Source organism: Streptomyces sp. NPDC089919 (genome assembly GCF_040684615.1).
Classification (GTDB): domain Bacteria; phylum Actinomycetota; class Actinomycetes; order Streptomycetales; family Streptomycetaceae; genus Streptomyces.
In genome coordinates, this window is record NZ_JBFBGK010000065.1 from 25894 (window position 1) to 48069 (window position 22176).

Below are 22176 nucleotides of genomic sequence, written 5' to 3' on the forward strand. Positions count from 1 at the left end.
GGCCCGCGGACGGCCGCCGCCCGGTGGGGCAACCGGCCGGCGCCGGCCCGCCGGGGCAGACTCGGCGCATGTGCTGGAGCGCGACGGCCGATCTGACGGCGGGTCTGGTGATCACGGCGGCCGGGGCGGCCTGCGTCGCACGGGTGCGCCGGCCCCGGGACCTGCCGCTGGCCGCCCTGCCGCTGCTGCTCGGCGCCCACCAGATCGTGGAGGCCGCGGTGTGGCGGGCGGGCGGCGGCACCGGTCCCGCGACCACCGCCTGGGCGGTGCTCGCCCTGCCGGTACCCGCCCTCTGGGTGCCCTTCGCCGTCCTGCTCGCGGCCCCGCCGGAGGCCCGGCGCCGGCTGTCCGCCCCGGCCCTGGCGGGCCTGGTGAGCGGCGCGGCGCTGGTGGCCGGGCTGGCCCGGCACACGGTGACGGCCGAGGTGCGCGGGCACACCGTCGGCTATGCGCTCGGCATCCCGTACGCCCCGCTGCTCGTGGCGCTCTACCTGTTCGCCACGCTCGGCGCGCTGCTCCTCTCCGGCGACCGGCTGCTGCGCGCCCTCGGTGCGCTCCTGGCGGCCGGAGCGGTGCTCTGCGCGGTGCTGTGGCGGCTGGAGTTCGCCTCCACCTGGTGCGCCTTCGCCGCGGTCGCCTCGCTGCTGGTGCTGGCCTGGGTACGGCGCGCCCGTCCGGACCCCCGTCCCGGACAGGCGTCCGGTTAGAGGGCCTTGTCGTACGAGGGGTCCCGGTCCGAGTCGTAGACCTGCTTGCCGGTCACGTCGTACCCCAGGACGTGCGGGGCGTGCCGCGGCTGGACGGTGAGCACTCCGGTGGCCGCGAACCAGCCGCGGTCCAGGGCGGCCTCGACCGCGGGGCCCTCGTAGGAGACGGTCACCCGGGCCACCGAGGGCGCGACCGTGCCGATGGCGCCCCAGCGGAACGGCAGCCGGTAGCCGGGGCTGGAGAGGATCGCCTGCCGGTAGAGCTGCTGCGCGTTGATGTCGGGCACCACCGGGAGGGCCCCGGGCTCGTCGACCCCCATCGAGGCGTTGATGCCGTCGGCCTTGCCCTTCTTGAGCGTGCAGGTGACCCGGCTCCGGGGGCCCTTGGGGCCCTTGTCCCGGACCGCGACGACGTGGATCCCGTCGCCGGGGGCGTTGTCGTCGCCGGTGGAGCGCAGCGCGAGCAGGATCCGGTAGTCGTCCGGGTCGCCGTACCCGCCCGGCACACCGTCCTTGACGGCGTTGGCGGCGAACCGGCCCGTCAGGCAGCGGGTGAGCCCGTCCGAGGCCTGCGCGAGGGTGATCCCGTCGGCCAGCTGGCCCGGGGTGGCGGGCCCGGCGGGGCCGTGCACCACGGGCCGGGGCGGCGCACTGGTCGCCGGCGCGACCGCCACGGGGGCCGCGGTCCCGGCCCCGTCGCCCGGCAGGCCGGTCAGCGCGTACGCCCCCACCGGTACGAGGACCAGGGCGGCCGCGGCCGCGACCACGGTCGTGGCGGCGCGCCGCCGCTCGGTGCGGCCCTGCCGGACGATCGCCGCGTAGGGCGCGGAGCCGGGGGCCAGCGCCCCGGCGTCCTGGGCCAGCAGGTCCCGCAGGTTCCCCTCGAACGTGTCCGTCCGCTCGTTCATCGCCGTACTCCCCGCTCCGTCGTCGTCGCCACTCGTGCGTACCGGTCCGCCTCGGCGGGCCCGGGCCCGTCCCCGCCGGCTCCGTCCCACACCTGCGCCAGCCCCGGATGGGCGCGCAGCTTCGCCAGCCCCTTCGAGGACTGGCTCTTGACGGTGCCCGGCGAACAGCCGAGGGCCGCCGCGACCTCGCTCTCGGCGAGGTCGTCCCAGTACCGCAGCACCACCACGGCCCGCTGCCTGGGCGGCAGTTCGGCCAGCGCGCGCATCAAGGCGCTGCGTTCGCCGGCCCAGGCCAGGCCCGCGTCGGGGCGGGCCGCGGTGTCCGGCGGCGCGCCCGTCAACCGCTCCCTGACCCGCCGCTTGCGGAACCGGTCGCTGTTGCAGGTGACCAGCATCCGCCGCACGTACGCCTCCGGGCGTTCGCTGCGCAGCACCCGCCGCCAGGACCGGTAGGCCTTGGCCAGCGCGGTCTGCGTCAGGTCCTCCGCGTCGTGCGGATCACCCGTCAGCAGGTAGGCCGTACGGACCAGATGCGTCCATCTCGCCCGGACGAACGCCTGGAACTCTTCTTCTTGCTCGCTCTGCATGGAGTCGCCTCCCCCTTCCGCCCTCCAGACCACCACCTGCGCGGATTCGGTTGCCCGGCGGGCCGGGCCTTTTTCCGGCGCCCCGGCCGCGGGTCCGGCCGGCCCGCCGGCGGGACCCGGCGCGGTGGACCGGTTCGGGTGAATCACCGGGGCCGGGCGTTGCCGCGAACCCCGCTCCGCCACGTGGGAATTGACGGATTCCTGACGCTCCGGACGGGATCCCGCCGGCGCCGGCGGTGCCATCCTCGCAGTCGATCGATGGCCGAAAGGGGATGGTGGCATGAACGGCACCCTCGGGGGGTTCCTCGTCGTCGCGGCGGTGGTGCTCGTCGTACTGCGCAGCGGCATGCGGGTGGTCAACCAGGTGGACCGGGGCGTGGTGTTCCGCTTCGGCAAGGCACTGCCCTCGTACCGGCCGCCGGGGATCACCTTCCTGATCCCCTTCGCCGACCGGATGCGGAAGGTGAACGTCCAGGTGGTCACGATGCCGGTGCCCACCCAGGAGGGCATCACCCGCGACAACGTCTCCGTGAAGGTCGACGCCGTCGTGTACTTCCGGGTGACCGACCCGGTGCGGGCCACGATCGAGGTGCAGGACTACGTGTTCGCGGTGGGGCAGGTGGCCCAGTCCTCGCTGCGGTCCATCATCGGCAAGAGCGACCTGGACGACCTCCTCTCGGACCGGGAGCGGCTGCACGAGGGCCTGGCCCTGATGATCGACAGCCCGGCGGCCGGCTGGGGCGTGCACATCGACCGGGTCGAGATCAAGGACGTGCAACTGCCGGAATCCCTCAAGAGGTCGATGTCCCGGCAGGCGGAGGCGGAACGCGAGCGGCGGGCCCGGGTCATCACGGCCGACGGCGAGTTCCAGGCCGCCCAGCAGCTCGCCAACGCCTCGCGGATCATGGCCGACACCCCGGAGGCCATGCAGCTGCGGCTGCTCCAGACGGTCGTCGAGGTGGCGGCGGAGAAGAACTCGACCCTGGTCATGCCCTTCCCCGTCGAGCTGCTGCGGTACTTCGACCGGGCCGCCAAGGCGATGGACCGCGAGGGCACGGGCCAGGTGCCGGCGCCCCGGGACGGCGAGTCCGGGGGCGACGCGCCGTAGCCCCGCCCGGGTCCGGCGGCCGGGCCCCGGGCCGGGCCTTAGGGTGGGGGCATGGAGTCTTACACCATCGGGCAGGCGGCCCGGCTGCTGGGCGTGAGCGTGGACACCGCCCGTCGCTGGGCCGACGCGGGCCGTTTCGTCACCCGCCGCGAGGGCGGGCGCCGGTTCGTGGACGGGCGGGCACTGGCCGCCTTCTGCGTGGAGGTGGCCCAGGACGCCGAGGGGGACGAGGACGGCTCGTTCACCTCGGCCCGCAACGCCTTCCCCGGCATCGTGACGGCCGTCAAGCTCGGTGACGTGGCCGCCCAGGTCGAGATCCAGGCGGGCCCGCACCGCCTGGTCTCCCTGCTGACCCGCGAGGCGGTCGACGAACTGGGCATCGAGGTCGGCATGCAGGCCACCGCCCGGGTGAAGTCCACGAGCGTCTTCGTCGACCGGCTCTGACCCCGTCCCGGTCAGCTCAGCTGGAAGGCCGATTCCTCGGCATCCTCGAAGAGCCGGACGATCCTTTTCTTGAGCGACCGGAGAGCGTTGAGCCGAACGGTGAAGGCTTCCACCAGGTAGAGCACCTGCTCCAGCCGAGCCGCCTCCAGCGGTGCCGACTCCAGTACCGCGCCCCAGGCGTCCAGCTGCCCCCGGACGCAGGAGAGCGGCATGTTGAACGCGGATGCGGCCGACTCACTGGTGACGAGCCCCTTGGCCAACTTGACCTTGAAGGCCTCCAGCATCCCCGCTGCCGCCACGGCGGCGGACGCCGGATGCACCACGTACCCGGGCGCAGGCCCGTCGGGTCCACGCTCGAGGAGCTCCGTGGCGAGGTCCTTGAGGAGACCCACCTCCGTCGAGACGGCGTCCAGCGCGCCGTTCAGCGCCCCGCTCGGGTTCCTGACCACCACCACGTAGCCGTCTGCGCTGCGGACGACCACGTTCGCCGGGTCCTCCAGGACGACCTCGACGGACTGCCCCCCGTGCGAGTCCGACCGCATGGCCTGGCGCAGGCCGCCTTCGGTGTCCAGCGCAGGGCCTACGGCTGCCAGCAGGCCGCGCTGGTGGTCGGCGAGCAACGCGTCGAGGGCGTCCTCGGCGGCCATGTCGACGTCCTCGTGCGCGTCACTCACCGGAGTCATCCCCTTTCCTCAGCACCAGGATGGAGATCAGTCTCTTCCGCCCCCGCGCGTAGGCCTGCCGGACGGCCGCAGGGTCCTTGTCCGTCGCCCGGGCCGTCTCCTCGTGCGTGAAGCCGTCCATCTTCCAGACGACGGCGTGGCGTTCGGCCGGCGTGAGCAGGCGCAGCGCTTCGAGGACGTCGTTCTGCTCCTCGGTGAGCAGCACGAGTTCCATGGGGCAGGTGCCACCCGGCCGGTCCGGCACGGGATCCGTGGGCAACGCCCGCTGGACGGTCTGCGCGAGGTACTTCCGGTAGGCGACCGTGCGGAGCCACGCCCCGGGGTACTCCAGGTCCCGCCACTTGTCCGGGAGCAGCGTGAGGAAGGCCTCGTGCGCCGCGTCGGCCGCTTCGTAGGGACTGGCGCCCAGGTTCAGCAGGAACACGGTCACCCGGCCCATCTCGCTGCGGTAGAGCCGGTTGAACTCGCGGTGGTCCGGTTGCCGGGACACTCCGATCGCAGGCAGCGCCAGGCCTGCGGTCTGGGCCGCCGGGGGCGCCGGGAGGTCTGTCACGGTCACCTCTCCCCGCCGTGGCCCGCGGCCCCGATGACGACCTCCACGCTCCGGCCGGGCGAGCGCTCCGAGAGCCGGCTACCGGGCGGCAGCGCCCGGACCCGCTCCGAGAGGCCGTCCTGCGCGAGCTGCGCCTGCCGCACCTCCGCACGATCGCGGGCGGCCTTGTACACCAGCCGCGCACACAGCCCGAGCAGCGGGACCGCCCCCGTCACGATCATCGTCACCAACGTCGGATCCACCGGCCTACCCCTCGACCCCCACGGCACCCTGCGCACCGCGTCCAGGTCTTAAAGCAACGAGCGGCCCCGAGTGTGACATCGGCAACGTGGTTCCTCGAGACCGCCGTCCGCACGCCGCTCCGACCCCACCCGCGTCAATGACGTGTCAGGTTCCGGCGGCCCCGCGTCAGGGAGGTGTCAGGGGGGCCGGTCGGGTGGGTGGGCGGGGGTTTGATGGGGGTCTATCGGGAGGGGTGGGGCGGGTGCGGGTGGTGGTCGGGGTGGGGACCGGGGTGGGTGGGGTGACGGCGGTGCATCGGGCGGCGGCGGAGGCCCGTTGCAGGGGCGGCGAGTTGTGGGCCGTGCTGGCCTGGCAGCCGGTGGGCCGGGCGGCGGGGGCGCGCGAGGCCTGGCGGGAGGCGGCCGCGGCCCGGCTGCGGGAACTGCTGGACGGGGCCTTCGGGCCGGCCGGGCCGGGCGTGCCGCTGGCCGGGATGACGGCCGTGGGGGCGCCGGGTCCCGTGCTGGTGGACGTCGCGCGGGCGCCCGAGGACCTGTTGGTGGTCGGCGCCGGGTCGCGGGGCCTGCTGCGCCGTGCCCTGCGCCCGTCCCCGGCCCGCTTCTGCCTCGCCCACGCGGCCTGCCCGGTCCTGGTGGTGCCGCCCTCCCCGCTCGCCGCCGATCTGGCCGCCGTACACCGGCGGAACCGGTGGCGGATGCCGTTGGACGCAAGGGAGTTGGACGGCGCGGTCCGGTAGGCCCGGGTTTTCCGGCGCGGCCTTCGCCGGGAGGCCCGTAGGCCGTGGCCCGAGAACCGCATCGGCAGCTCGTGCGGGCGGGTCGTGCCGTTTCCGTGGCCCGCCGTGGGCTTCGGGCTCCACCGAGTGCTGGTTGAAACATTCTCGGAGTACGGCTGCAGCCTTCGGCGGCGAGTCTGGTCCAGCAGCGGCGTAGGGGGAGTTTCCTCCCGTCGGCCGCCTGCTGGATCGCTTCATCGACCGAGTTGCCGTGCCCCACCGAAGAGGTGCAGATCATCTTGCGGTATGTGACCGTCCCATCCATTGCAGTCGGCATCAGCCTCGCCGCCTCGCTGATGTCCCTGGCAGCCGTTCCCGCCGATGCGGCTTCAAGCGCCACCCCGGAGGGCGTGACGTGGCAGCTCTGCCGGGATGCGGCGCCGGACTGGAACCGCAATGACAGCCGCAGCGAATGCGCGCTCGTTCCCGTTCCGGTGGATTACGCCAAGCCCGCGGGCAGAAAGATCGACATCGCGGTGAGCCGGGTCAAGGCCACCGGAAAGCGCACGGGGGCCCTGTTCGGCAACCCCGGGGGACCCGGCCTGGCCGGCACCCCGTCCCCGTACGATCTGCTCGGCAGCCGGCTGGCGCCGATGAACGAGGAACTGGACTTCATCGGCATCGATACGCGGGGTACCGGCTACAGCGCCCAGATCTCCTGCGATACCCCCGAATCCCCGGAAGGGGAGAGCGAGCGGGCGGCCTTCGAGCGTCAGGCGGACGCGCAGCGCGCATGCATCGCCAAGGACCGGGAACTGGCGCTCTCCATCAGCATGGAGAACGCGTCCCGGGACATGGACCGCATCCGGCAGGTGCTGGGCTACCGCAAGATCAATTTTTACGGAAACTCCGGCGGAACGGCGTTGGGCGCGGTCTACCGCTCCATGTTCGACAGCCGTGTCGACCGGATGTGGCTGGACTCGATCATGTCCCCGGTCGGCCAGAACGCAGCCATCACCGCACAAGTCGCGCAGAACCACGCCGGATACCGGCGGTTCTTCGAGTGGCTGGCCGGAAAGGATGCGACGTACCACTTCGGGAACTCTCCCAAGAAGGTCGAATCCGCGATGAAGGCATTGCAGGCGAAGGTGGGGCGGAACGAACTCGGCCCCTTCCTCGACCCCAACCTGGAAGCCCTGCCGGCCCGTTGGGAGCGCGCTGCCGCAAAGCTGCTGGAACTCCGGAACGAGGGGACGGGCAAGGCCGTCCCCCAGCAGAAGGACATGAAGCGGAAGGCCTTCGGCTTCGGGGAGATGGGGCACAACTACGGGTTCACCCATGACGCCTTCATGTGCAACGCGAGCCCCGATGGCCGCACGTACGACGATCTCGTCAGGATGAGGAAGGAGCGGCGGGCGACGTACGCGTTCTCCACGGACACCGAGGACGAGGGCATCACGTACTGCGCCGGCTGGCCGGCGGGCAAGCCGTGGGACCTGAAGCCCGGCAAGAGCCGGCTGCAGCTGTCCGGCCACAAGTTCGAGATCGTCACGCCTTACGTGTGGGCCGAGATGATGCACAAGAAGATCGGGGGATCGCTGCTGACCGTCACGGATGCGTCGCATTCCACCATGAAGTCCAACGCCCTCGCATGCGGCTCCAAGGTGCTGGACTTCTTCCGGAACGGCACGCCCGCCAAGGGCAGCTGCCCCGGTGTCCCCTCGCAGGACTCCGGACCTGCCGGCGACCTGGCGGGGACCGTGAAGCTCCCGAACTGCTCCGCTTCGCTGGTCCGCCCCCGCACCGCCCGCGACGAGGACAAGGCGCTGCTGCTCACGAACGGGCACTGCCACCCCGAGGGACGGCCGAAGCCGGGTGAAATGATCACCGGAGAGGGCGCCCCCATCGAGGGCAGCGTGTTGAGCCCGGCGGGCCGCGAACTCGGCCCGGTGACCGGGCGGGTCGTCTACGCGACGATGACCGGAACCGACATCACGCTGGCGCAGCTGGATGCCACGTACGCGGACCTCCGCCAGAAGTACAAGACCGAGGCGTTCCCGCTGGCCTCGACCGGCCCTGTCGCCGGGCGGCAGATCAAGGTGGCGTCGAGTTTCCTGGAGAGCGTCTGGTCGTGCCGGGCCGAGGCCGTGGTCCCGACGCTCAAGGAAGGCGACTACACCTCGACCCGGGCGATCCGGTACGCGAAGGAATGCAACACCCTGCCCGGTAGCTCGGGTTCAGCCGTCCTCGACGCCGAGACCCGGGAACTCGTCGCGGTGAACAGCACCAGCAACCGCGACGGCAAGACGTGCGAACTGAACAACCCGTGCGAGGTCGACGAGACGGGCACCACGGTCCACCAGGGACACGGATACGCCACCCAGACCGCGGCGATCGCCGCGTGCATCGGCGCCGGCAACACCATCGACCTCGAGCGCCGGGAGTGCACCCTGCCCAAGCCCTGACCCGATCCGCTCTCCCCTCCCGCGCGCCTGCCCCACGGTCCCCTCACGGACGACCGTGGGGCATACGGGACAATGGGTCGCACAGGGAGCATTCGCCGCAACCGCCGCAGAGGACTGGTACCGCATGAGGCACCGCAGGGTCGCCGACCTGATGACGCCCACCGCCGTGAGCGTGCAACGGGGCACTCCGTTCAAGGAGATCGCCCGGCTGCTGGACGAGTACGGGATCACCGCCGTGCCGGTGGTGGACGGGGAGCGGCCGGTGGGCGTGGTCTCGGAGGCCGACCTGCTGCGCCGGCACACCGGCGGGACGCCCGCCTCGACCGCGGAGGGGCTGATGACCTCCCCGGCGGTGGTGGCACACCCCGAGTGGAGCGCGGTGGAGGCGGCCCGGGTGATGGAGGAGGGCCGCATCAAGCGGCTCCCTGTGGTGGACGCGGACGGCCTCCTGATCGGCGTGGTCAGCCGCAGCGACCTGCTGCGGGTCTTCCTGCGCCGGGACCGGGCCATCCAGGAGGAGATCCTGGAGGACGTGCTCACCCGGACCCTGGGGCTGTCCCCCTCGGCGCTGACCGTCGAGGTCGCCGACGGCCGGGTGATCCTCAGCGGCACGGTGGCGCGGCGCAGCCTGGTACCGATCACCGTGCGGCTCTGCGAGAGCGTGGACGGGGTCGTCGAGGTGGTCGACCGGCTGGAGTACGAGGCGGACGACACGGCCGGCTGATCCTCGCGTTTGCGCGCCGCCTGCGCCACGAGCCTCGCCGGCATCTCCCTGGGGGGCCTGCTGGCGTTCCCCACCGCCGCGGCGGCGGTCACCTGCGCCGCCCCCGTCTGGAAGGCGCAGTTCTTCGCCGACACCACCTTCTCCGGCACGCCCGCGCACACCGCGTGCGACCCGGTTATCGACGAGGACTACGGCACCGGTGACCCGGGGGGCGTCCGGCTGCCGGTGGACGGCTTCGGCGTCCGCTGGTCGCTGACCCGGGACTTCGGCTCCGGCGGACCGTTCACCTTCACCTCCCGGGCCCAGGACGGCGTCCGCGTCTACCTGGACGGGGTCCGCACGATCGACGCCTGGTCGGACGTGAGCCGCAGCCGCACCGCGTCCGCCAAGGTCACCGTGCCCGCCGGCCGGCACACCCTGCGGGTGGACTTCGCCGCCCGCACCGGCCGGGCCGACATCCGCTTCGGTTACGCGCCCCGCACCTCCCCCGACGTCGACGAGGTCGCCCCGCTGGCCCCCGCCCGGCCCGTCGCCCGGTACGACGACGCGACCGGGAAGGCCGCGCTGACCTGGGCCGCGAGCCCGGAGCTGGACCTGGCCGGGTACCACGTCTACCGGCGCCCGGCCGGCGGCACCGCCTGGACCCGGCTGACCGCCGGGCCCCGTACGGTCCCCTCGTACACCGACGCCGTGCCCGGCACCGCGGCGGCGTACTCCTACGAGGTACGGGCCGTCGACAAGGCGGGGCACGTGTCGCCGGGCAGCCCGGACGCGAAGGTGACGCCCGACCGGACCCCGCCCGCGGTCCCGGTGGGGCTGACCGCCGAGGGCACCACCGCCGGGAACCTGGTGCGGTGGACGCCCGGCACCGACGGCGTGCACCACTACCGCGTGTGGGCCGCGCCGTTGGGCCAGCAGGACCCGGACGGGCCGCAGACGGTGACCGGAGCCTCCTACGGGGACGTGTCCGCACCGGCCGGCACGCCGTACGTGTACCGCGTCGAGGCGGTGGACGCGGCGGGGAACGTCTCGGCCGCGGCCGTCGCCGGGCCGGTGACCCGGCCCGAGCCGTCCGCCGTGGGCGTCCCGTCGGAGCTGGACGCCGAGCGCGCGGACAGCGACACCTTCCTGACCTGGGACCGCAGCCCGGACTCCGTGGTCGGGCACCGCGTCTACCGGCGCACCACCGCGTACGGCGGCTGGACCCGGATCGCCTCGCTGACCTCGCGGGCCGGGTCGTACGAGGACCGGACCGCGCCGGCGGGCGGCTCGGACTACTACGTGGTGGCGGTGGACCCCTCGGGCGCCGAGTCGGCGCCCACCCCCTGGCTCTCCGTCCACCGCGCGGCGGCGGCCTCGCCCATCCCCACCCTGGCGCCCCGGGTCACGCTGGGGGCGCCCTATAAGCCGTGCACCCCGACCGACTGCACCGGCCACGGCGGCCCGGGCGTGGCCGCGAAGTTCACCCTGCGGCCGGCCGCGGACGAGACCCCCGGCAAGGTCGGCCGGTACGCGTGGCGCGTCTTCAACGACACGTACGAGACCCCCTGGAACGCGATCACGGACCCGTCCTTCAGCTGGACGCCGCCCGCCAAGGGCGGTTACTGGGTGGAGGTCTGGACGATCGGCCACTACGGCACGGTGGGCGCCAGCACCACCTTCGACTTCGTCGTGGGCTGACCCGCGCCGGGCGGGCCGCGGCGGCCCGCCCGGCGCAGGTCAGGACCCGGCCGTCAGCTGCTCGCTCAGCCAGGGCAGTGCGAAGGGGTACATGGCCGTCCAGGTCTGGAAGTTGTGGCCGCCGCTGGGCACGATCCGGGTCGTGACCCGCACCGGGGTGCCGGCCGCCGCGTTCTCGAACTCCTCGATGTAGCGCGGCGGGCTGTCCCGGTCCTGCCGGGAGGTGGCCAGGAGGAGCGCCACGTCCGCCGTGCTGCCGCGGACCAGGGCCATCGGGCTGGTGCGTTCGCGCAGCACCGGGTCGGCGATGACGTCGGGGTCCCCGGTGAGCGGATCGGGGTCCAGGGCCGCGCCGGCGGCGAACACCTTGGGGTACTGGAGCGGCAGATGGGCCGCGCAGTACGCCCCGGTGGAGATGCCGAGCAGCCCCCAGCCGCGGGGGTGCGGCAGGGTCCGGAAGTGATGGGCGACCAGCTCGGGGACGTCGGCGGCGAGCCAGGTGGCGTTCTTGCGCTGCGGGGTGTCGGTGCAGTCGGTGTCGAAGCCGCCGGGGGCGATGGCCGGCATGACGAGGATGGCGGGCTCGGTGGTGCCCTGCTCGGTCGACTGCCGCCAGGCGTCCGGCATGTCGCCGTGCTCCAGCCAGGACTCGGGGCCGCCGGGGACGCCGTGCAGCAGCATCACCACCGGGTAGCGGCGGGTGCGGTTGGCCGGGTCGTCGTAGCCGGCCGGGGTGGAGACCAGCACCTCGCCGGAGAGCCGCGAGTGGATGCCGCGGAAGTAGGTGGTGCGGGTGCCGCCGGCGCTGGGCGTGAAGCGGGCCCGGCCGACCGGCGGTCCGGGCATGGCGGCGTCGGCGGTCTCGGCGCCGGTGCGGCCGAGCAGGTCGTCCCAGGAGGCGTACAGGCCGTAGCTGTTGTTCACCCAGGCGCCGACCACGCAGACGGCGGTCAGCTGGCAGACCCCGATCATCAGCACGCGCGCGCACCAGCGCAACCAACCGGGCCCCGGAACCCGTCCCCACAGGAGCAGGGTGGCGAGCACGGCCAGGCCGGTGACCACGGCGAGGGAGGCGAGGAACGACGTACTGGTGAGGCCCATGGACACCATGGGTACCAAATCGCCCGGCGGAATGCCTACTTTGCCCCTATTTCTCCCCGGTGGCGGGCGGCTTTCACCGGGTCACTCGGCTTCCGGGGGTCCCCCGACGGCCAGCACCGCCTCGATGGTGTCCGCCTCGGCCGCGCTCTTGTCGGGCCGGTACCGCACCACCCGGGCGAAGCGCAGCGTGACCCCGGCCGGGTAGCGGGTGGAGCGCTGGAGGCCGTCGAAGGCGATCTCCACGACCAGTTCGGGCCGCACCCGCACCGTGTACCCGGCCTCCTCGACGGCGAGTTCGCGCAGCCGCCCGGTCTGCCAGCGCAGGGTCTCGTCCGTGAGCCCCTTGAAGGTCTTGCCCAGCATCACGAAGCCGTCGGCGGTCCGCGCGCCCAGGTGCAGGTTGGACAGCAGCCCGGTGCGCCGGCCGTGGCCCCATTCGGCGGCCAGCACCACCAGGTCGAGGGTGTGGACCGGTTTGACCTTCAGCCAGGACCGGCCCCGCCGGCCGGCCGTGTAGGGCGAGTCCAGCGCCTTGACCACCACGCCCTCGTGGCCGCGGCGCAGCACGTCGGTCCAGAACTCCTCGGCGGCCGCCGCCTGCCCGGCCGGATCGGTCACCAGCAGCCGGCGGATCCGCGCCTCCGCGCCGACCAGCTCCTCCAGCCGGGCCCGGCGCTCCGCCAACGGCCGGTCCAGCAGCGCCTCGCCGCCGACGGCCAGCAGGTCGAAGAAGACCGGGTGGACCGCCAGGGCGGCCCGGGCACCGGCCACGTCCACCCGGGAGCCCACCCGGCCGGCGACCTCTTGGAAGGGCGCCGGCCGCCCGGCCGGACCGGCCGCGACCAGCTCGCCGTCCAGCACGAACCGGTCCCCCGGCAGCCGCCGGGCCAGTTCGGCGACCTCCGGCAGCCGTTCGGTGATCTCGTCCAGCGAGCGCGTGTAGACGTGCACCGCACCGCCGTCCCGGTGCACCTGCACCCGGATGCCGTCCAGCTTCTCCTCCACGCTGCACGGGCCGAGCGCGGCCACCGCCTCGGCCACCGACTTCGCGGTGTGCGCCAGCATCGGCTGGACCGGCTGCCCGACGCGCAGGGTGAAGCCCGCCAGCGCCCCGGCCCCCTCGGCCAGGACCGCCCGGGCCACCCGCGGCAGGGAGCCGTCCAGCATCACCGCCCGGCGCAGCCCGGCGGCGGGTACGCCGGCCGCCTTGGCCACGCCCTCCAGGGCGATCGCGTCCAGCGCGCCCTGGCGCACCTCCCCGCCGAGCAGCCGGGTCAGGAAGGGCTGCTCCTCGGCGGTGGCCGCGCCCAGCAGTTCCTCGACCAGCTCGCGGCGGGCGGCCTGGGAGCCGGGCCCGGACAGGCCCGCGAGGGCGGTGACCGCCTCGTCCACGGCCCGTACGGTCAGCCCGGGCGCGGCGGCCGGGGCGACCGGCCGGCCCAGGGTGCTCCAGCCCACGCCCGGCCGGCCCTGCGGGAGCCGGCCCGAGAGGTAGGCGATGACGAGGTCCACGTCCTCGGCGGGGGTGGCCGCGAAGAGTCCGGCCAGCAGGGCGGTCTTGCGGGACCGGGCCGGGGCGGCGGCCACCTCCCGCGCCACCCGCGCCACATCGGCCAGCAGCATGCCGTCATCCTCCCCCGGGCCCGGGGGGCCGACCACCCGGCCGAACACATTCGTGCACGTGTTCGATTCCAGGCGTACGCTGGGTCCCATGCGCACGCACCTGCAGGGCTCCCTCTTCGACCAGACCGACGAGATCCGGCTGGGCGGCCTGGCGGGCCTGCGCCGCACCGACCTGGGCTCCGGCGCCTGGCTGGACCACCTGCCCGGCTGGCTGGCCGGGGCCGACGCGCTGTTCGAACACCTCGCCGCCGAGGCGCCCTGGCGGGCCGAGCGGCGGCAGATGTACGAGCGGCTGGTGGACGTACCGCGGCTGCTGGCCTCGTACCGGGAGGGCGAGCGGCTGCCGCATCCGGTCCTGGACCGGGCGCGGGACGCGCTGGGCGCCCACTACGCGGCGGAACTCGGGGAGCCCTTCGCCACCGCCGGGCTGTGCCTGTACCGGGACGGCCGGGACAGCGTCGCCTGGCACGGCGACCGCACCGGCCGCTCGGCGAGCGCGGACACCATGGTCGCCATCCTCTCGGTCGGCGACCCGCGCGACCTGGCCCTGCGCCCCCGCGGCGGCGGCGCGGCAGTGCTGCGGCTGCCGTTGGGCCACGGCGACCTGGTGGTGATGGGCGGTTCCTGCCAGCGCACCTGGGACCACGCGATCCCCAAGTCCACCCGCGCGAACGGCCCCCGGATCAGCATCCAGTTCCGCACCCGGGGCGTGCGCTAGGGAGGTGTCCGGCGGGCAGCGAACGGAGCCGGTCGGTCCGCTGGGCGGTCCACGGTCACCGGCTGTCCTGGGGTACTCCTACTATGACCGGCTATGGATACGAGTGGGGCCGGCAGACCGCTGGTCGACGGGCGTTTCGAGCTGCTGGCACGGCTGGGCAGCGGCGGCATGGGCACGGTATGGCGGGCGCGGGACGTCTCCCTCGACCGCGAGGTCGCACTGAAGGAGGTGCAACCGCCCGATCCGGCCGTCACCGAAGCCAATCCGGCCCTCGCACTGACCCTGCGCGAACGCGCCGTGCGCGAGGCGCGGGCGCTGGCCCGGCTCGCCCACCCGCACGTGGTCACCATCCACCAGATCGTGGAGCCCCCGGACGGCTCGCACCCGTGGATCGTCATGGAGCTGGTGCCCGGCGGCTCGCTGCACGACCGCCTCCAGCACGGCCCGCTGCCCGTCTCCGAGGTCCTGCGCATCGGCCTCGACGTACTCTCCGCCCTGCGTGCCGCGCACGCCGCCGGCGTCCAGCACCGCGACGTCAAGCCGGCCAACGTCCTGATGCGGCCCAACGGCAGCGCCGTACTGACCGACTTCGGCATCGCCGCCCTGCGCGGCACCACCGGCCTGACCGCCACCGGCGACCTCATCGGCTCCCCGGAGTACATCGCCCCCGAGCGGATCCGCGGCGAGGAGGGGCACCCGGCCTCCGACCTGTGGTCGCTCGGCATGCTCATGTACGTGGCCGCCGAGGGCGTGCACCCGCTGCGCCGCACCACCGGCATGGCCACCATGGTCGCCGTCCTCGAGGAGCCCATCCCCACGCCCACCCGCTCCGGCGCCCTGGGCCCGGTCCTGTCGCAGCTGCTGGTGCGCGACCCGGACGCCCGGCCGGACGCGGAGCGCCTGGAACTGCTGCTGCGGGCGGCGGCCAACGGGTCCCCGGCCACCGCCTCCGGCTCCGCCCCGGCCGCCCCGACGGCCGCGCCCGGGCCGTTCGTACCGGCGGGACCGTACGGCAGCCCGACGCCGCAGCACACCACGCCCGGCTTCGGGCCCGCGAACCCGTACGCGCCGCACCCGCAGCAGGGCGGGCACCCCAGCGGCGGGTACCCCCTGCCCGGGTATCCGGGCGCCACCGCGCCCGTGCTGCCCACCCCGGCCCGGAGCACGCGCCGCCGGGGACCGCTCACCGCCCTCGCGGTGGTCGCGGTCCTGGCCGCCGGGACCGCCGGTGTGGTCAAGCTGCTCCCGGACGGCGACTCGGACGGGAACAACAGCGCCCGGGGCGGGAGCTCCAGCAGCAACAACCCGGCCCCGAGCGCGTCGGATCCCTCGGCCTCCTCCGGCGACGACTCCCCCGCCACCGGCGGTTCCGCCACCGGCACCGCGGTCAAGGGCAGCCAGCTCACCCCGGCCGGGGTGCGGGCCGCCATCGCCGCCTTCAAGCAGGTGGCCGGCACCGACAAGGTCAAGGACGTCAACTTCTACGAGGACTTCGCCTGGGCGTCCATCACCCCCAAGGGCAAGACGGGCATCTACGACAAGTACGAGTACCGCAACGGCGTGGCCCGCCGGCTCGGCCCCGGCAGCACCCTCGACCCCGACGACAAGCCGATCGACCTCGCCACGGTGAACTGGGACGCCCTGCCGGGCCTGTTCAAGCGCGCCGACAAGGAGCTGAACGTCGAGAAGCCCACCATGCGCTACGTCATCGTCGACCGGGGCCTGATCGACAAGGTGGCGAGCATGCGCCTGTACCTGTCCGACGAGTACGGCGGCGGCTACCTCGAGTCCGACCTCAAGGGCACCGTCACGCGGTCGATGCCGCGCTCCTGAAATCGGTCGCGGCGGGCCCCGGCCGGGCCCGCCGCCCGGACCCCCGCGAGGCCCCCGCGCGCCGCGCCGGGAGGGCGCGCCGCCGAGTGCCGCGCGCCGCCCCCGCCGACCGGACGTTTACGCAGGTCCGGGGCGTGAAAGCGGCTGGTTTCCGGCCGCCGGCGAAGACGCCGCGAAGACGTCCGCGGCCACATCCCCCCGGCACCTTTTCTACGGCCCGACGAGGCCTTATGGTGAGCGCGGCGCTGATCCGCATCGCGGCTCCGCGGCACCCGGCGGGTAGGACCTCCGCGTTCACCTGACCGTCTGCAGGTCTTTGCATTTCCTTTCCCACATCCGGCATGCCGTCGCCGCATGCTGTACCACCGCCTTCGCACCGATCGACCACGGTGCGGGGCACACTCCGACATCCGAAGGACCGAAGGGCCCGTGCCTGTATCCGTAGCCCTCGCCGGCCGCACCGCGCGGCTGGAGCCCCTCGCCCCGCACCACGCCCAGGCTCTCGCCGAGGCCGCGGCCGAGGATCGTACGTCGTACGCCTTCACTCCCGTGCCCCAGGGCCTGGAGGCGACCGAGCGGTACATCGACCATGCCGTCGCCGAACAGGCGGCGGGCCGGATGCTGCCGTTCGCGGTGATCAGCGCCGCGGACGGCCGGGTGGTCGGTGCCACCAGATTCCTGGAGCTCGACTACTGGCAGGGCCCACTGGTGTGGCCCTCGGTACCGGGCGTCCCCTACGGCGATCCGGCCTCGGCGGTGCCCGACGCCGCCGAGATCGGCAACACCTGGCTCGCCCCGCGGGCCCAGGGGACCGGGATCAACTCCGAGATCAAGCTGCTGATGCTGCGGCACGCCTTCGAGACCTGGGGCGTGCGCCGGATCTCGCTGCGCGCGGACGCCCGCAACACCCGCTCGCGGGCGGCCATCGAGCGGATCGGCGCGACCTGCGAGGGCGTCCGGCGGGCCCATTCCCGGGGTCTGGACGGCGCGGTGCGCAGTACCGCCTTCTACTCGATCCTCGACGAGGAGTGGCCGGCGGTCCGCGCGATCATCGAGCTGCGGATCGCGACCATCACCTCGCCCTCGGCGATCAACCGGGCCATCGACCGGGAGTGCATCGGTCATGACGGCGGCGCGGCCGGGCGGCTCATCCTGGCCTGAGGGCCCGCCACCGCCCGGCCCCCGTCGGGGGCCGGGCGCCGGGGTCAGAAGAGGTCGGCCAGCCGCTTGCCGATGGCCCAGGCCTCGGCCACCGTGCAGTACGCCAGGTCGTGGTCCTCGTCCACGGCCCGGCGGCCCAGCTCGGGGGTGGCGTAGAAGTTCACCCGGTCGCAGAACACCTGGCGGATGTCCGCCCCGGTGGCCGGCGCCAGGGTGACCACGGCCGTGGCCGGGCTGAGGTCGCGGACGCCGTCCGGCGTGACGGTCAGCGTGACCGGGGCCCCGGAGGCGGCGCAACGGGAGCCGACCCGGCTGGCGGTCTCCTTGAAGACCACCGGGAACATCAGCACGTCCATGGCGCACCAGCCGTGCAGCGTGCGGCCCTGGAGCTCCATGCTGTGCGGCCGGGACCCGTCGAGGGAGACCCCGGCGCCGATGATGTGCCCCACCGGGTCGGTCTCCAGGTCGAAGCGCATCTCGTGGAAGCGGGCCAGCACCTCGTCCTCGGGCCAGCCGAGCAGGGCGCCGGCCCGGGCCGGGGACAGCGCGCCCTGGTCCAGCAGGCCGCCGACCAGGGCGGCGCCGGCGGCCATCAGCTCGGTGCCCGTGGGGGAGGTCCATTTGGCCACCAGGTGGTCGGACAGCTCGCGCACGCGGAGGTCCATGCCGCGCTCCTCACCTCGGATCGGACGGGATCCCCCTGCGCTCAACGTAACCGCAGTGGGGCGGGCGGGGCGCCCCGCGCCCGGGGTCCACAGCCGGTCGGGTGAATTCCCGGGGCGGGCGCCCTCCGGTTCCGGGGCTACGCGGCCGGGCGGGCCTCGGGGACCTCGGTCCAGTCCTCGGCGAGCAGGCCCAGGATCACCTCGTCCTTCCACTGGCCGTACACCCAGCCGGCCCGGCGCCGCACGCCCTCGCGCACGAAGCCGGCCTTCTCCGCCGCCCTGATCATCGCGGCGTTGTCGGTCAGGGTCTCGACCTGGAGGCGCTGGAGCCCGCGGACCGTGAGCCCGTACCGGCACAGCGCCTGGACCACGTCGGCGCCCAGGCCCCGGCCGCGGAAGGCCGGGCGCAGGGCCAGGCCGAGGTGGGCGGAGCGGTTGTGCAGGTCGATGCTCCACAGGATGGCCTCGCCGGCGAGCTCGCCGGAGGCCAGTTCGACGACGGAGAACGGCTCGGCCGTGGCGTCGGGGGCGCGCACGGCGTACGGGCCGTGTTCGCTGTCCGCCGGCAGGGGTCGCCAGGGGCGGGTGTCGGAGCGCGCCTGGGTGGGCACGTGGTCGTACAACTCGGCGTGCAGCACAGGGGTGTCGGCCGCGGTGCGGGCCCGGAGCCCGGTCTTCTGTCCGTATATCACCGGGCCGTTCTAGGCCACCGGTGCGGTGCCGGACAACCGATTTCCGGTGCGGTGCGGACGGGCGCCCCGGCGCGCGGGGGCGGCGGGGCCGGTCAGGCGGTGCGCAGGGCCGCGAGGGTGCGGCGGGTGTGCTCGCGGAAGGCGGCGGTGGCCGGGTGGGCCGGGACCCGCGGCCAGGCCAGCCGGACGGTGACCGGTCCGGCCCCGGCCAGCGGACGGTAGACCACGCCGGGGTGCGGGTGGCTGTGCTCGGTGGCCGCGGCGGTGACGCCCACCGCGTCCCCGGTGGCGATGACGGTCAGCCACTCGTCGACGTTGGACACCTCCAGGGTGGCCGGCGGGCGGGCCCCGGCCGGCCACAGGTCCTCGCCGGTGGTGGCCGCGGTGGCGCACAGCACCACGGTCCGCCGGGCGACCTCGGCCACCGTCACCTCCGGGCGGGCGGCCAGCGGATCGTCCTCGCACAGCGCCGCGATCCGGGGCTCCCGGTACAGCGCCAGGCTGTCCAGGTCGCGGCCGGCGGGCAGCTCGCGCAGGAAGGCGGCGTCGAGCTCGCCGCGCCGCAGCGCCGCCTCGGGGTCCTCGAGGCGGTGCACCTTGACGGGCGTGTCCGGATGGGCCGCGCGCCACTCGCGCAGCAGGCCGACGGTGTACGGTCCCAGGGCCGCCCAGGCGAATCCCACCCGCAGCGGGCGGGAGCCGGCGGCCGCCTCGGTGAGGGCGTCCTCGACCTGGTGCAGGATCCGGTGGGACTGCTCGTACAGCCGCCGGCCGGCGTCGGTCAGGCACAGGCTCCGGGTGGTGCGCTGCACCAGCCGGGTGCCGAGCCGGGACTCGAGCTGTTCCAGGGTCCGGGAGAGGGCCGGCTGGCTGATGTGCAGGACGGCCGCGGCCCCGGTGATGGTCCCCTCGTCGCCGATGGCGGCCAGGGCCCGCAGGTGCCGCAGCTCCACATTGGTCACGCCCACATTCATAACGTCCAAGCATAAGTGCTGCACGAGAGGTATTTCCCTCGCCGGGCGGGGCTCGCCTAGCGTCGGGGCATGCGAATCCTCCTGATCGGCGCGGCCGGCACGCTCGGCTCCGCCCTGCACACGACCCTGTCCGCCCGCGGCCACGAGGTGCTGACCGTCGGCCGCACCCGCGGCGACCTGCGCCACGACATCACCGACCCGGCGCAGATCGCCGCCCTGTACGAGGCTGCGGGGCCGCTGGACGCGGTGGCGAGCGCGGCCGGCGACGTGCCGTACAAGCCGGTGGCCGAGATGACGCCGCAGGACTGGACCGCCGCCTTCCGGGGGAAGGTGCTCAGCCAGCTGGAGCTGGTCCGGCAGGGCCTGGACCGGCTCGCGCCGGGCGGTTCCTTCACCCTGATCACGGGCATCACCGCGCGCCGCCCGGTGGCCACGGCCACCGCCGCCGCGATGGCGAGCGGGGCGGTCGAGGCCTTCGTGCAGGCGGCCGCGCCGGAGATCGCCCCGCGTCGGATCAACGCCGTCAGCCCGACGGTCTTCACCGAGTCCCTGGACGCCTACGGCGACTTCTTCCCCGGCTTCACGCCGGTCCCGCTGGCCGAGGTGGCACAGACGTACGTCCGGTCCATCGAGGGCTCCGAGACCGGCCGGGTCTTCGAACTCGGCCAGTAGCGGGGCCCCCGGGCCCGGCCGGCGGGCGGGCGGCGGTCAGCAGCTCAGGTTGCCGCCCGGGTCGACGCCCAGGATCTGGGTGAAGCGCCGGTAGTTGTCGATCCGGCTCTGGACCTGGGCGGGGTTGCCACCGTTGCACTCGAGCGAGCCGTTGATGGAGCGGATGGTCTCGCCGAAGCCGGCGCCGTTCACCATCGCGGCGTGCGCGGTCATGGTGCCGGGGCCGTTCTGGGTGTTCCAGTACCACAGGGCGGTCTTCCAGGCCACGGCCGCGTCGCGCTCGACGAGGTAAGGGTCGGCCAGCAGGTTGATGCCCAGGGCGTCGCCGGCGGCCTTGTAGTTGAAGTTCCAGCTGAGCTGGATCGGTCCCCGGCCGTAGTACGCGGCCTGCCCGGCGGGACAGCCGTAGGGCTGCGAACCGTCGCAGTAGTGGGGGTAGTTGGCGGTGTTCTGCTCGACCACGTAGTAGAGCCCGCCGGTCTCGTGGGAGACGTTGGCCAGGAAGGCCGCGGCCTCCTGGCGCCGGACCGTGTCGCTGCCGGTGCCGGCGAAGCCGGGGTACGCGGAGAGGGCGGCGGTCAGCCCGGAGTAGGTGTAGAAGGCGCTCCGGTTCGGGAACATCTGGTTGAACTGGGCTTCGCTGACGACGAATCCGCTGGGGGTGCCGGGGTCGGTCGGCGGGGTGCCGCCGCCGCAGGTGCCCTGGTCGGACCAGACGCCCCACTGGCCGGTGGTGCCCGGGGTCTCCCCCTGGGTCCACCACTTGGCCAGCCAGTTGTGGCCGTTGTAGGCGGCGGTCATGCCGTTGGTGTAGACGGCGCCGGAGCTCCAGGGACTGGCGCAGGCGGCCGCGGCGGCCGGCGAGGCCGGCAGGGCGACGGTCAGCGCGCCGGCCGCGGCGGTGGCGGCGGCCAGCAGGGCGAGGGCACGACGGTGGAACGCACGGGACATGGAACCGCTCCTCGTGTGGGGGGAGTTGCCGTGGGGGGGCTGACGTCACTGAACCGAACTGGTCTGAACCTGTCAAGGTCTAGACCAGCTCCCACACAGAACTCCCCCGGACCGCCGCCCCGCTGATGGACCGTCACCCCCGCACGTCACAGCGGCCACTCCCCCGCGCGGCCTTCTGTTCAACGGTTCAAGGGTTTATTCACCTTACGTTTGCTTGATCAATTAACCCGGAGGGCTTTCTTCCGGCCGTTCTACGAACAGGCATTCGCACTGGTCAGCGCGTCGGGGCGGCCACCACCCGCACACGGGCGGTCACATGGCGCGACCGAAAACGATGGTGTGACCATGCAATGCGCCCCGGACTCCGCAAGACTCCCGTCCGGAATCCGAAACCCACACACAGGGAGTGTTCGACATGCGGTCCATCGCAAGGGGTCTGGGTCTGGCGGCCACCACCATGGCGCTCGCGGCGGCCACCGCCGTCACCGGCGTCGGGGCGGCCGACGCCGCCCCGACGGGAGCGGCCCGGCTGTACGCACCGTCCGCGCTCGTCCTCACGCTCGTCGACGGCGACACCCCCACCGAGGGCACCATCCTGCGCGCGGTGACGCTCAGCTGTCGGCCCGGCCCGAGCGGGACCCACCCCGACCCGAAGGGCGCCTGCGACGAACTGCGGGCCCGCGGCGGCGAGTTCGACAGCATCACCCGAAGCGGCTCGACCGCGATGTGCACCCGCGAGTGGATGCCGATGACGGTCACCGTCGACGGCGTCTGGGAGGGCACCCGGGTCGCCTACACCCACACCTTCGCGAACCGCTGCGACCTCGAACACGGCAGCGGCACGGTGTTCACCTTCTGACCCACCGGGCCAGGGGGGTACCGGGGCGGGGCGGGCAGGTCGTGCGACCTCGTACCCGCTGCGGCTGCCGGGCGCGCTCGGGGCGCTGCCGTACCTGCCCCGGCCGCGGC

The 22176-nt window shown here is 73.9% G+C and carries 23 protein-coding genes; 12 read left to right on the forward strand and 11 right to left on the reverse strand.

Annotated features, from left to right (window positions below):
- Positions 1 to 68 precede the first annotated feature (68 nt).
- Complete coding sequence (locus AB0O40_RS24125; protein ID WP_365045346.1) at positions 69 to 707, forward strand: DUF6629 family protein; 639 nt, start codon at positions 69 to 71, stop codon at positions 705 to 707.
- Here the strand turns inward: AB0O40_RS24125 and AB0O40_RS24130 are convergent.
- Together AB0O40_RS24130 and AB0O40_RS24135 are read right to left on the reverse strand one after the other, a co-directional pair.
- On the reverse strand, positions 704 to 1615 hold the full coding sequence (locus AB0O40_RS24130) for a hypothetical protein (protein WP_365045348.1): 912 nt from the start codon (positions 1613 to 1615) through the stop codon (positions 704 to 706). The two genes, AB0O40_RS24125 and AB0O40_RS24130, sit on opposite strands and share 4 nt — an antisense overlap.
- Positions 1612 to 2202 carry a SigE family RNA polymerase sigma factor gene (locus AB0O40_RS24135; RefSeq protein WP_365045351.1) on the reverse strand — a complete coding sequence of 197 codons (591 nt, stop codon included), beginning with the start codon at positions 2200 to 2202 and terminating at the stop codon, positions 1612 to 1614. Before AB0O40_RS24135 ends, AB0O40_RS24130 begins: the two co-directional genes overlap by 4 nt.
- Positions 2203 to 2482: 280 nt before the next feature.
- Between AB0O40_RS24135 and AB0O40_RS24140 the strand changes: the two genes are divergently transcribed.
- Positions 2483 to 3310 (forward strand): slipin family protein, encoded by an 828-nt coding sequence (locus AB0O40_RS24140; protein WP_365045354.1) that lies wholly within the window; start codon positions 2483 to 2485, stop codon positions 3308 to 3310.
- A gap of 51 nt (positions 3311 to 3361) precedes the next feature.
- Entirely contained in the window at positions 3362 to 3754 is a 393-nt protein-coding gene (locus AB0O40_RS24145; protein ID WP_365045357.1) for a TOBE domain-containing protein, read from the forward strand.
- Positions 3755 to 3765: 11 nt separating this feature from the next.
- Here the strand turns inward: AB0O40_RS24145 and AB0O40_RS24150 are convergent, their stop codons facing one another.
- The 3 genes from AB0O40_RS24150 to AB0O40_RS24160 are packed head-to-tail and all read right to left on the reverse strand — an operon-like array spanning position 3766 to position 5232.
- On the reverse strand, positions 3766 to 4428 hold the full coding sequence (locus AB0O40_RS24150) for a hypothetical protein (RefSeq protein WP_365045360.1): 663 nt from the start codon (positions 4426 to 4428) through the stop codon (positions 3766 to 3768).
- Positions 4421 to 4990 carry a sigma-70 family RNA polymerase sigma factor gene (locus AB0O40_RS24155; RefSeq protein ID WP_365045363.1) on the reverse strand — a complete coding sequence of 190 codons (570 nt, stop codon included), beginning with the start codon at positions 4988 to 4990 and terminating at the stop codon, positions 4421 to 4423. Before AB0O40_RS24155 ends, AB0O40_RS24150 begins: the two co-directional genes overlap by 8 nt.
- Positions 4991 to 4992: 2 nt before the next feature.
- Positions 4993 to 5232: a hypothetical protein gene (locus AB0O40_RS24160; protein ID WP_365045365.1), complete on the reverse strand. Its 240-nt coding sequence runs from the start codon at positions 5230 to 5232 to the stop codon at positions 4993 to 4995.
- Positions 5233 to 5483: 251 nt separating this feature from the next.
- Here AB0O40_RS24160 and AB0O40_RS24165 point away from each other — a divergent pair, with 251 nt between their 5' ends.
- The 4 genes from AB0O40_RS24165 (at position 5484) to AB0O40_RS24180 (ending at position 10817) form a co-directional block, all read left to right on the forward strand.
- Complete coding sequence (locus AB0O40_RS24165) at positions 5484 to 5969, forward strand: universal stress protein (RefSeq protein WP_365045414.1); 486 nt, start codon at positions 5484 to 5486, stop codon at positions 5967 to 5969.
- Positions 5970 to 6256: 287 nt separating this feature from the next.
- A complete protein-coding gene (locus AB0O40_RS24170; RefSeq protein WP_365045368.1) occupies positions 6257 to 8413 on the forward strand; it encodes an alpha/beta fold hydrolase in 2157 nt (718 codons plus the stop codon).
- Between the two features lie 124 nt (positions 8414 to 8537).
- Positions 8538 to 9137: a CBS domain-containing protein gene (locus tag AB0O40_RS24175; RefSeq protein WP_365045371.1), complete on the forward strand. Its 600-nt coding sequence runs from the start codon at positions 8538 to 8540 to the stop codon at positions 9135 to 9137.
- Positions 9138 to 9146: 9 nt separating this feature from the next.
- Complete coding sequence (locus AB0O40_RS24180) at positions 9147 to 10817, forward strand: PA14 domain-containing protein (protein ID WP_365045374.1); 1671 nt, start codon at positions 9147 to 9149, stop codon at positions 10815 to 10817.
- Between the two features lie 39 nt (positions 10818 to 10856).
- Here AB0O40_RS24180 and AB0O40_RS24185 read toward each other — a convergent pair whose 3' ends face one another.
- Positions 10857 to 11918: an alpha/beta hydrolase-fold protein gene (locus tag AB0O40_RS24185; RefSeq protein WP_365045377.1), complete on the reverse strand. Its 1062-nt coding sequence runs from the start codon at positions 11916 to 11918 to the stop codon at positions 10857 to 10859.
- 81 nt (positions 11919 to 11999) lie between these two features.
- Positions 12000 to 13541 (reverse strand): ATP-dependent DNA ligase, encoded by a 1542-nt coding sequence (locus AB0O40_RS24190; protein ID WP_365045380.1) that lies wholly within the window; start codon positions 13539 to 13541, stop codon positions 12000 to 12002.
- A gap of 88 nt (positions 13542 to 13629) precedes the next feature.
- On the opposite strand from AB0O40_RS24190, the gene AB0O40_RS24195 reads away from it, so the two are divergent.
- The 3 genes from AB0O40_RS24195 (at position 13630) to AB0O40_RS24205 (ending at position 17253) form a co-directional block, all read left to right on the forward strand.
- Positions 13630 to 14259 carry an alpha-ketoglutarate-dependent dioxygenase AlkB gene (locus AB0O40_RS24195; protein ID WP_365045383.1) on the forward strand — a complete coding sequence of 210 codons (630 nt, stop codon included), beginning with the start codon at positions 13630 to 13632 and terminating at the stop codon, positions 14257 to 14259.
- Positions 14260 to 14352: 93 nt separating this feature from the next.
- Positions 14353 to 16092 (forward strand): serine/threonine-protein kinase, encoded by a 1740-nt coding sequence (locus AB0O40_RS24200; protein ID WP_365045385.1) that lies wholly within the window; start codon positions 14353 to 14355, stop codon positions 16090 to 16092.
- 429 nt (positions 16093 to 16521) lie between these two features.
- Positions 16522 to 17253: a GNAT family protein gene (locus AB0O40_RS24205; protein ID WP_365045387.1), complete on the forward strand. Its 732-nt coding sequence runs from the start codon at positions 16522 to 16524 to the stop codon at positions 17251 to 17253.
- A 44-nt stretch (positions 17254 to 17297) separates the two neighbouring features.
- Here the strand turns inward: AB0O40_RS24205 and merB are convergent, their stop codons facing one another.
- The 3 genes from merB to AB0O40_RS24220 all read right to left on the reverse strand — a co-directional run bounded on the left by merB (position 17298) and on the right by AB0O40_RS24220 (position 19572).
- Complete coding sequence (merB, locus tag AB0O40_RS24210; protein ID WP_365045389.1) at positions 17298 to 17918, reverse strand: organomercurial lyase; 621 nt, start codon at positions 17916 to 17918, stop codon at positions 17298 to 17300.
- A gap of 137 nt (positions 17919 to 18055) precedes the next feature.
- Positions 18056 to 18610: a GNAT family protein gene (locus tag AB0O40_RS24215; RefSeq protein ID WP_365045392.1), complete on the reverse strand. Its 555-nt coding sequence runs from the start codon at positions 18608 to 18610 to the stop codon at positions 18056 to 18058.
- A 92-nt stretch (positions 18611 to 18702) separates the two neighbouring features.
- Positions 18703 to 19572 carry a LysR family transcriptional regulator gene (locus AB0O40_RS24220; RefSeq protein WP_365045394.1) on the reverse strand — a complete coding sequence of 290 codons (870 nt, stop codon included), beginning with the start codon at positions 19570 to 19572 and terminating at the stop codon, positions 18703 to 18705.
- Positions 19573 to 19653: 81 nt separating this feature from the next.
- Here AB0O40_RS24220 and AB0O40_RS24225 point away from each other — a divergent pair, with 81 nt between their 5' ends.
- Positions 19654 to 20256, forward strand: coding sequence for a short chain dehydrogenase (locus AB0O40_RS24225; RefSeq protein WP_365045397.1), 603 nt, complete (start codon positions 19654 to 19656; stop codon positions 20254 to 20256).
- A 36-nt stretch (positions 20257 to 20292) separates the two neighbouring features.
- On the opposite strand, the gene AB0O40_RS24230 is transcribed toward AB0O40_RS24225, so the two are convergent.
- Entirely contained in the window at positions 20293 to 21207 is a 915-nt protein-coding gene (locus tag AB0O40_RS24230; protein WP_365045400.1) for a glycoside hydrolase family 19 protein, read from the reverse strand.
- A gap of 415 nt (positions 21208 to 21622) precedes the next feature.
- Here AB0O40_RS24230 and AB0O40_RS24235 point away from each other — a divergent pair, with 415 nt between their 5' ends.
- Positions 21623 to 22066: a subtilase-type protease inhibitor gene (locus tag AB0O40_RS24235; RefSeq protein ID WP_365045403.1), complete on the forward strand. Its 444-nt coding sequence runs from the start codon at positions 21623 to 21625 to the stop codon at positions 22064 to 22066.
- The last annotated feature ends 110 nt before the right edge of the window (positions 22067 to 22176 follow it).

Excerpts from the sequence above, each read along its gene's own strand:
- AB0O40_RS24235 (WP_365045403.1), top strand. The coding sequence starts at position 21,623 with ATGCGGTCCATCGCAAGGGGTCTGGGTCTGGCGGCCACCACCATGGCG.
- merB (WP_365045389.1), bottom strand. The coding sequence starts at position 17,918 with ATGGACCTCCGCGTGCGCGAGCTGTCCGACCACCTGGTGGCCAAATGG.
- AB0O40_RS24230 (WP_365045400.1), bottom strand. The coding sequence starts at position 21,207 with ATGTCCCGTGCGTTCCACCGTCGTGCCCTCGCCCTGCTGGCCGCCGCC.
- AB0O40_RS24140 (WP_365045354.1), top strand. The coding sequence starts at position 2,483 with ATGAACGGCACCCTCGGGGGGTTCCTCGTCGTCGCGGCGGTGGTGCTC.
- AB0O40_RS24125 (WP_365045346.1), top strand. The coding sequence starts at position 69 with ATGTGCTGGAGCGCGACGGCCGATCTGACGGCGGGTCTGGTGATCACG.
- AB0O40_RS24175 (WP_365045371.1), top strand. The coding sequence starts at position 8,538 with ATGAGGCACCGCAGGGTCGCCGACCTGATGACGCCCACCGCCGTGAGC.
- AB0O40_RS24225 (WP_365045397.1), top strand. The coding sequence starts at position 19,654 with ATGCGAATCCTCCTGATCGGCGCGGCCGGCACGCTCGGCTCCGCCCTG.
- AB0O40_RS24130 (WP_365045348.1), bottom strand. The coding sequence starts at position 1,615 with ATGAACGAGCGGACGGACACGTTCGAGGGGAACCTGCGGGACCTGCTG.
- AB0O40_RS24190 (WP_365045380.1), bottom strand. The coding sequence starts at position 13,541 with ATGCTGCTGGCCGATGTGGCGCGGGTGGCGCGGGAGGTGGCCGCCGCC.
- AB0O40_RS24135 (WP_365045351.1), bottom strand. The coding sequence starts at position 2,202 with ATGCAGAGCGAGCAAGAAGAAGAGTTCCAGGCGTTCGTCCGGGCGAGA.
- AB0O40_RS24195 (WP_365045383.1), top strand. The coding sequence starts at position 13,630 with ATGCGCACGCACCTGCAGGGCTCCCTCTTCGACCAGACCGACGAGATC.
- AB0O40_RS24200 (WP_365045385.1), top strand. The coding sequence starts at position 14,353 with ATGGATACGAGTGGGGCCGGCAGACCGCTGGTCGACGGGCGTTTCGAG.
- AB0O40_RS24185 (WP_365045377.1), bottom strand. The coding sequence starts at position 11,918 with ATGGGCCTCACCAGTACGTCGTTCCTCGCCTCCCTCGCCGTGGTCACC.
- AB0O40_RS24145 (WP_365045357.1), top strand. The coding sequence starts at position 3,362 with ATGGAGTCTTACACCATCGGGCAGGCGGCCCGGCTGCTGGGCGTGAGC.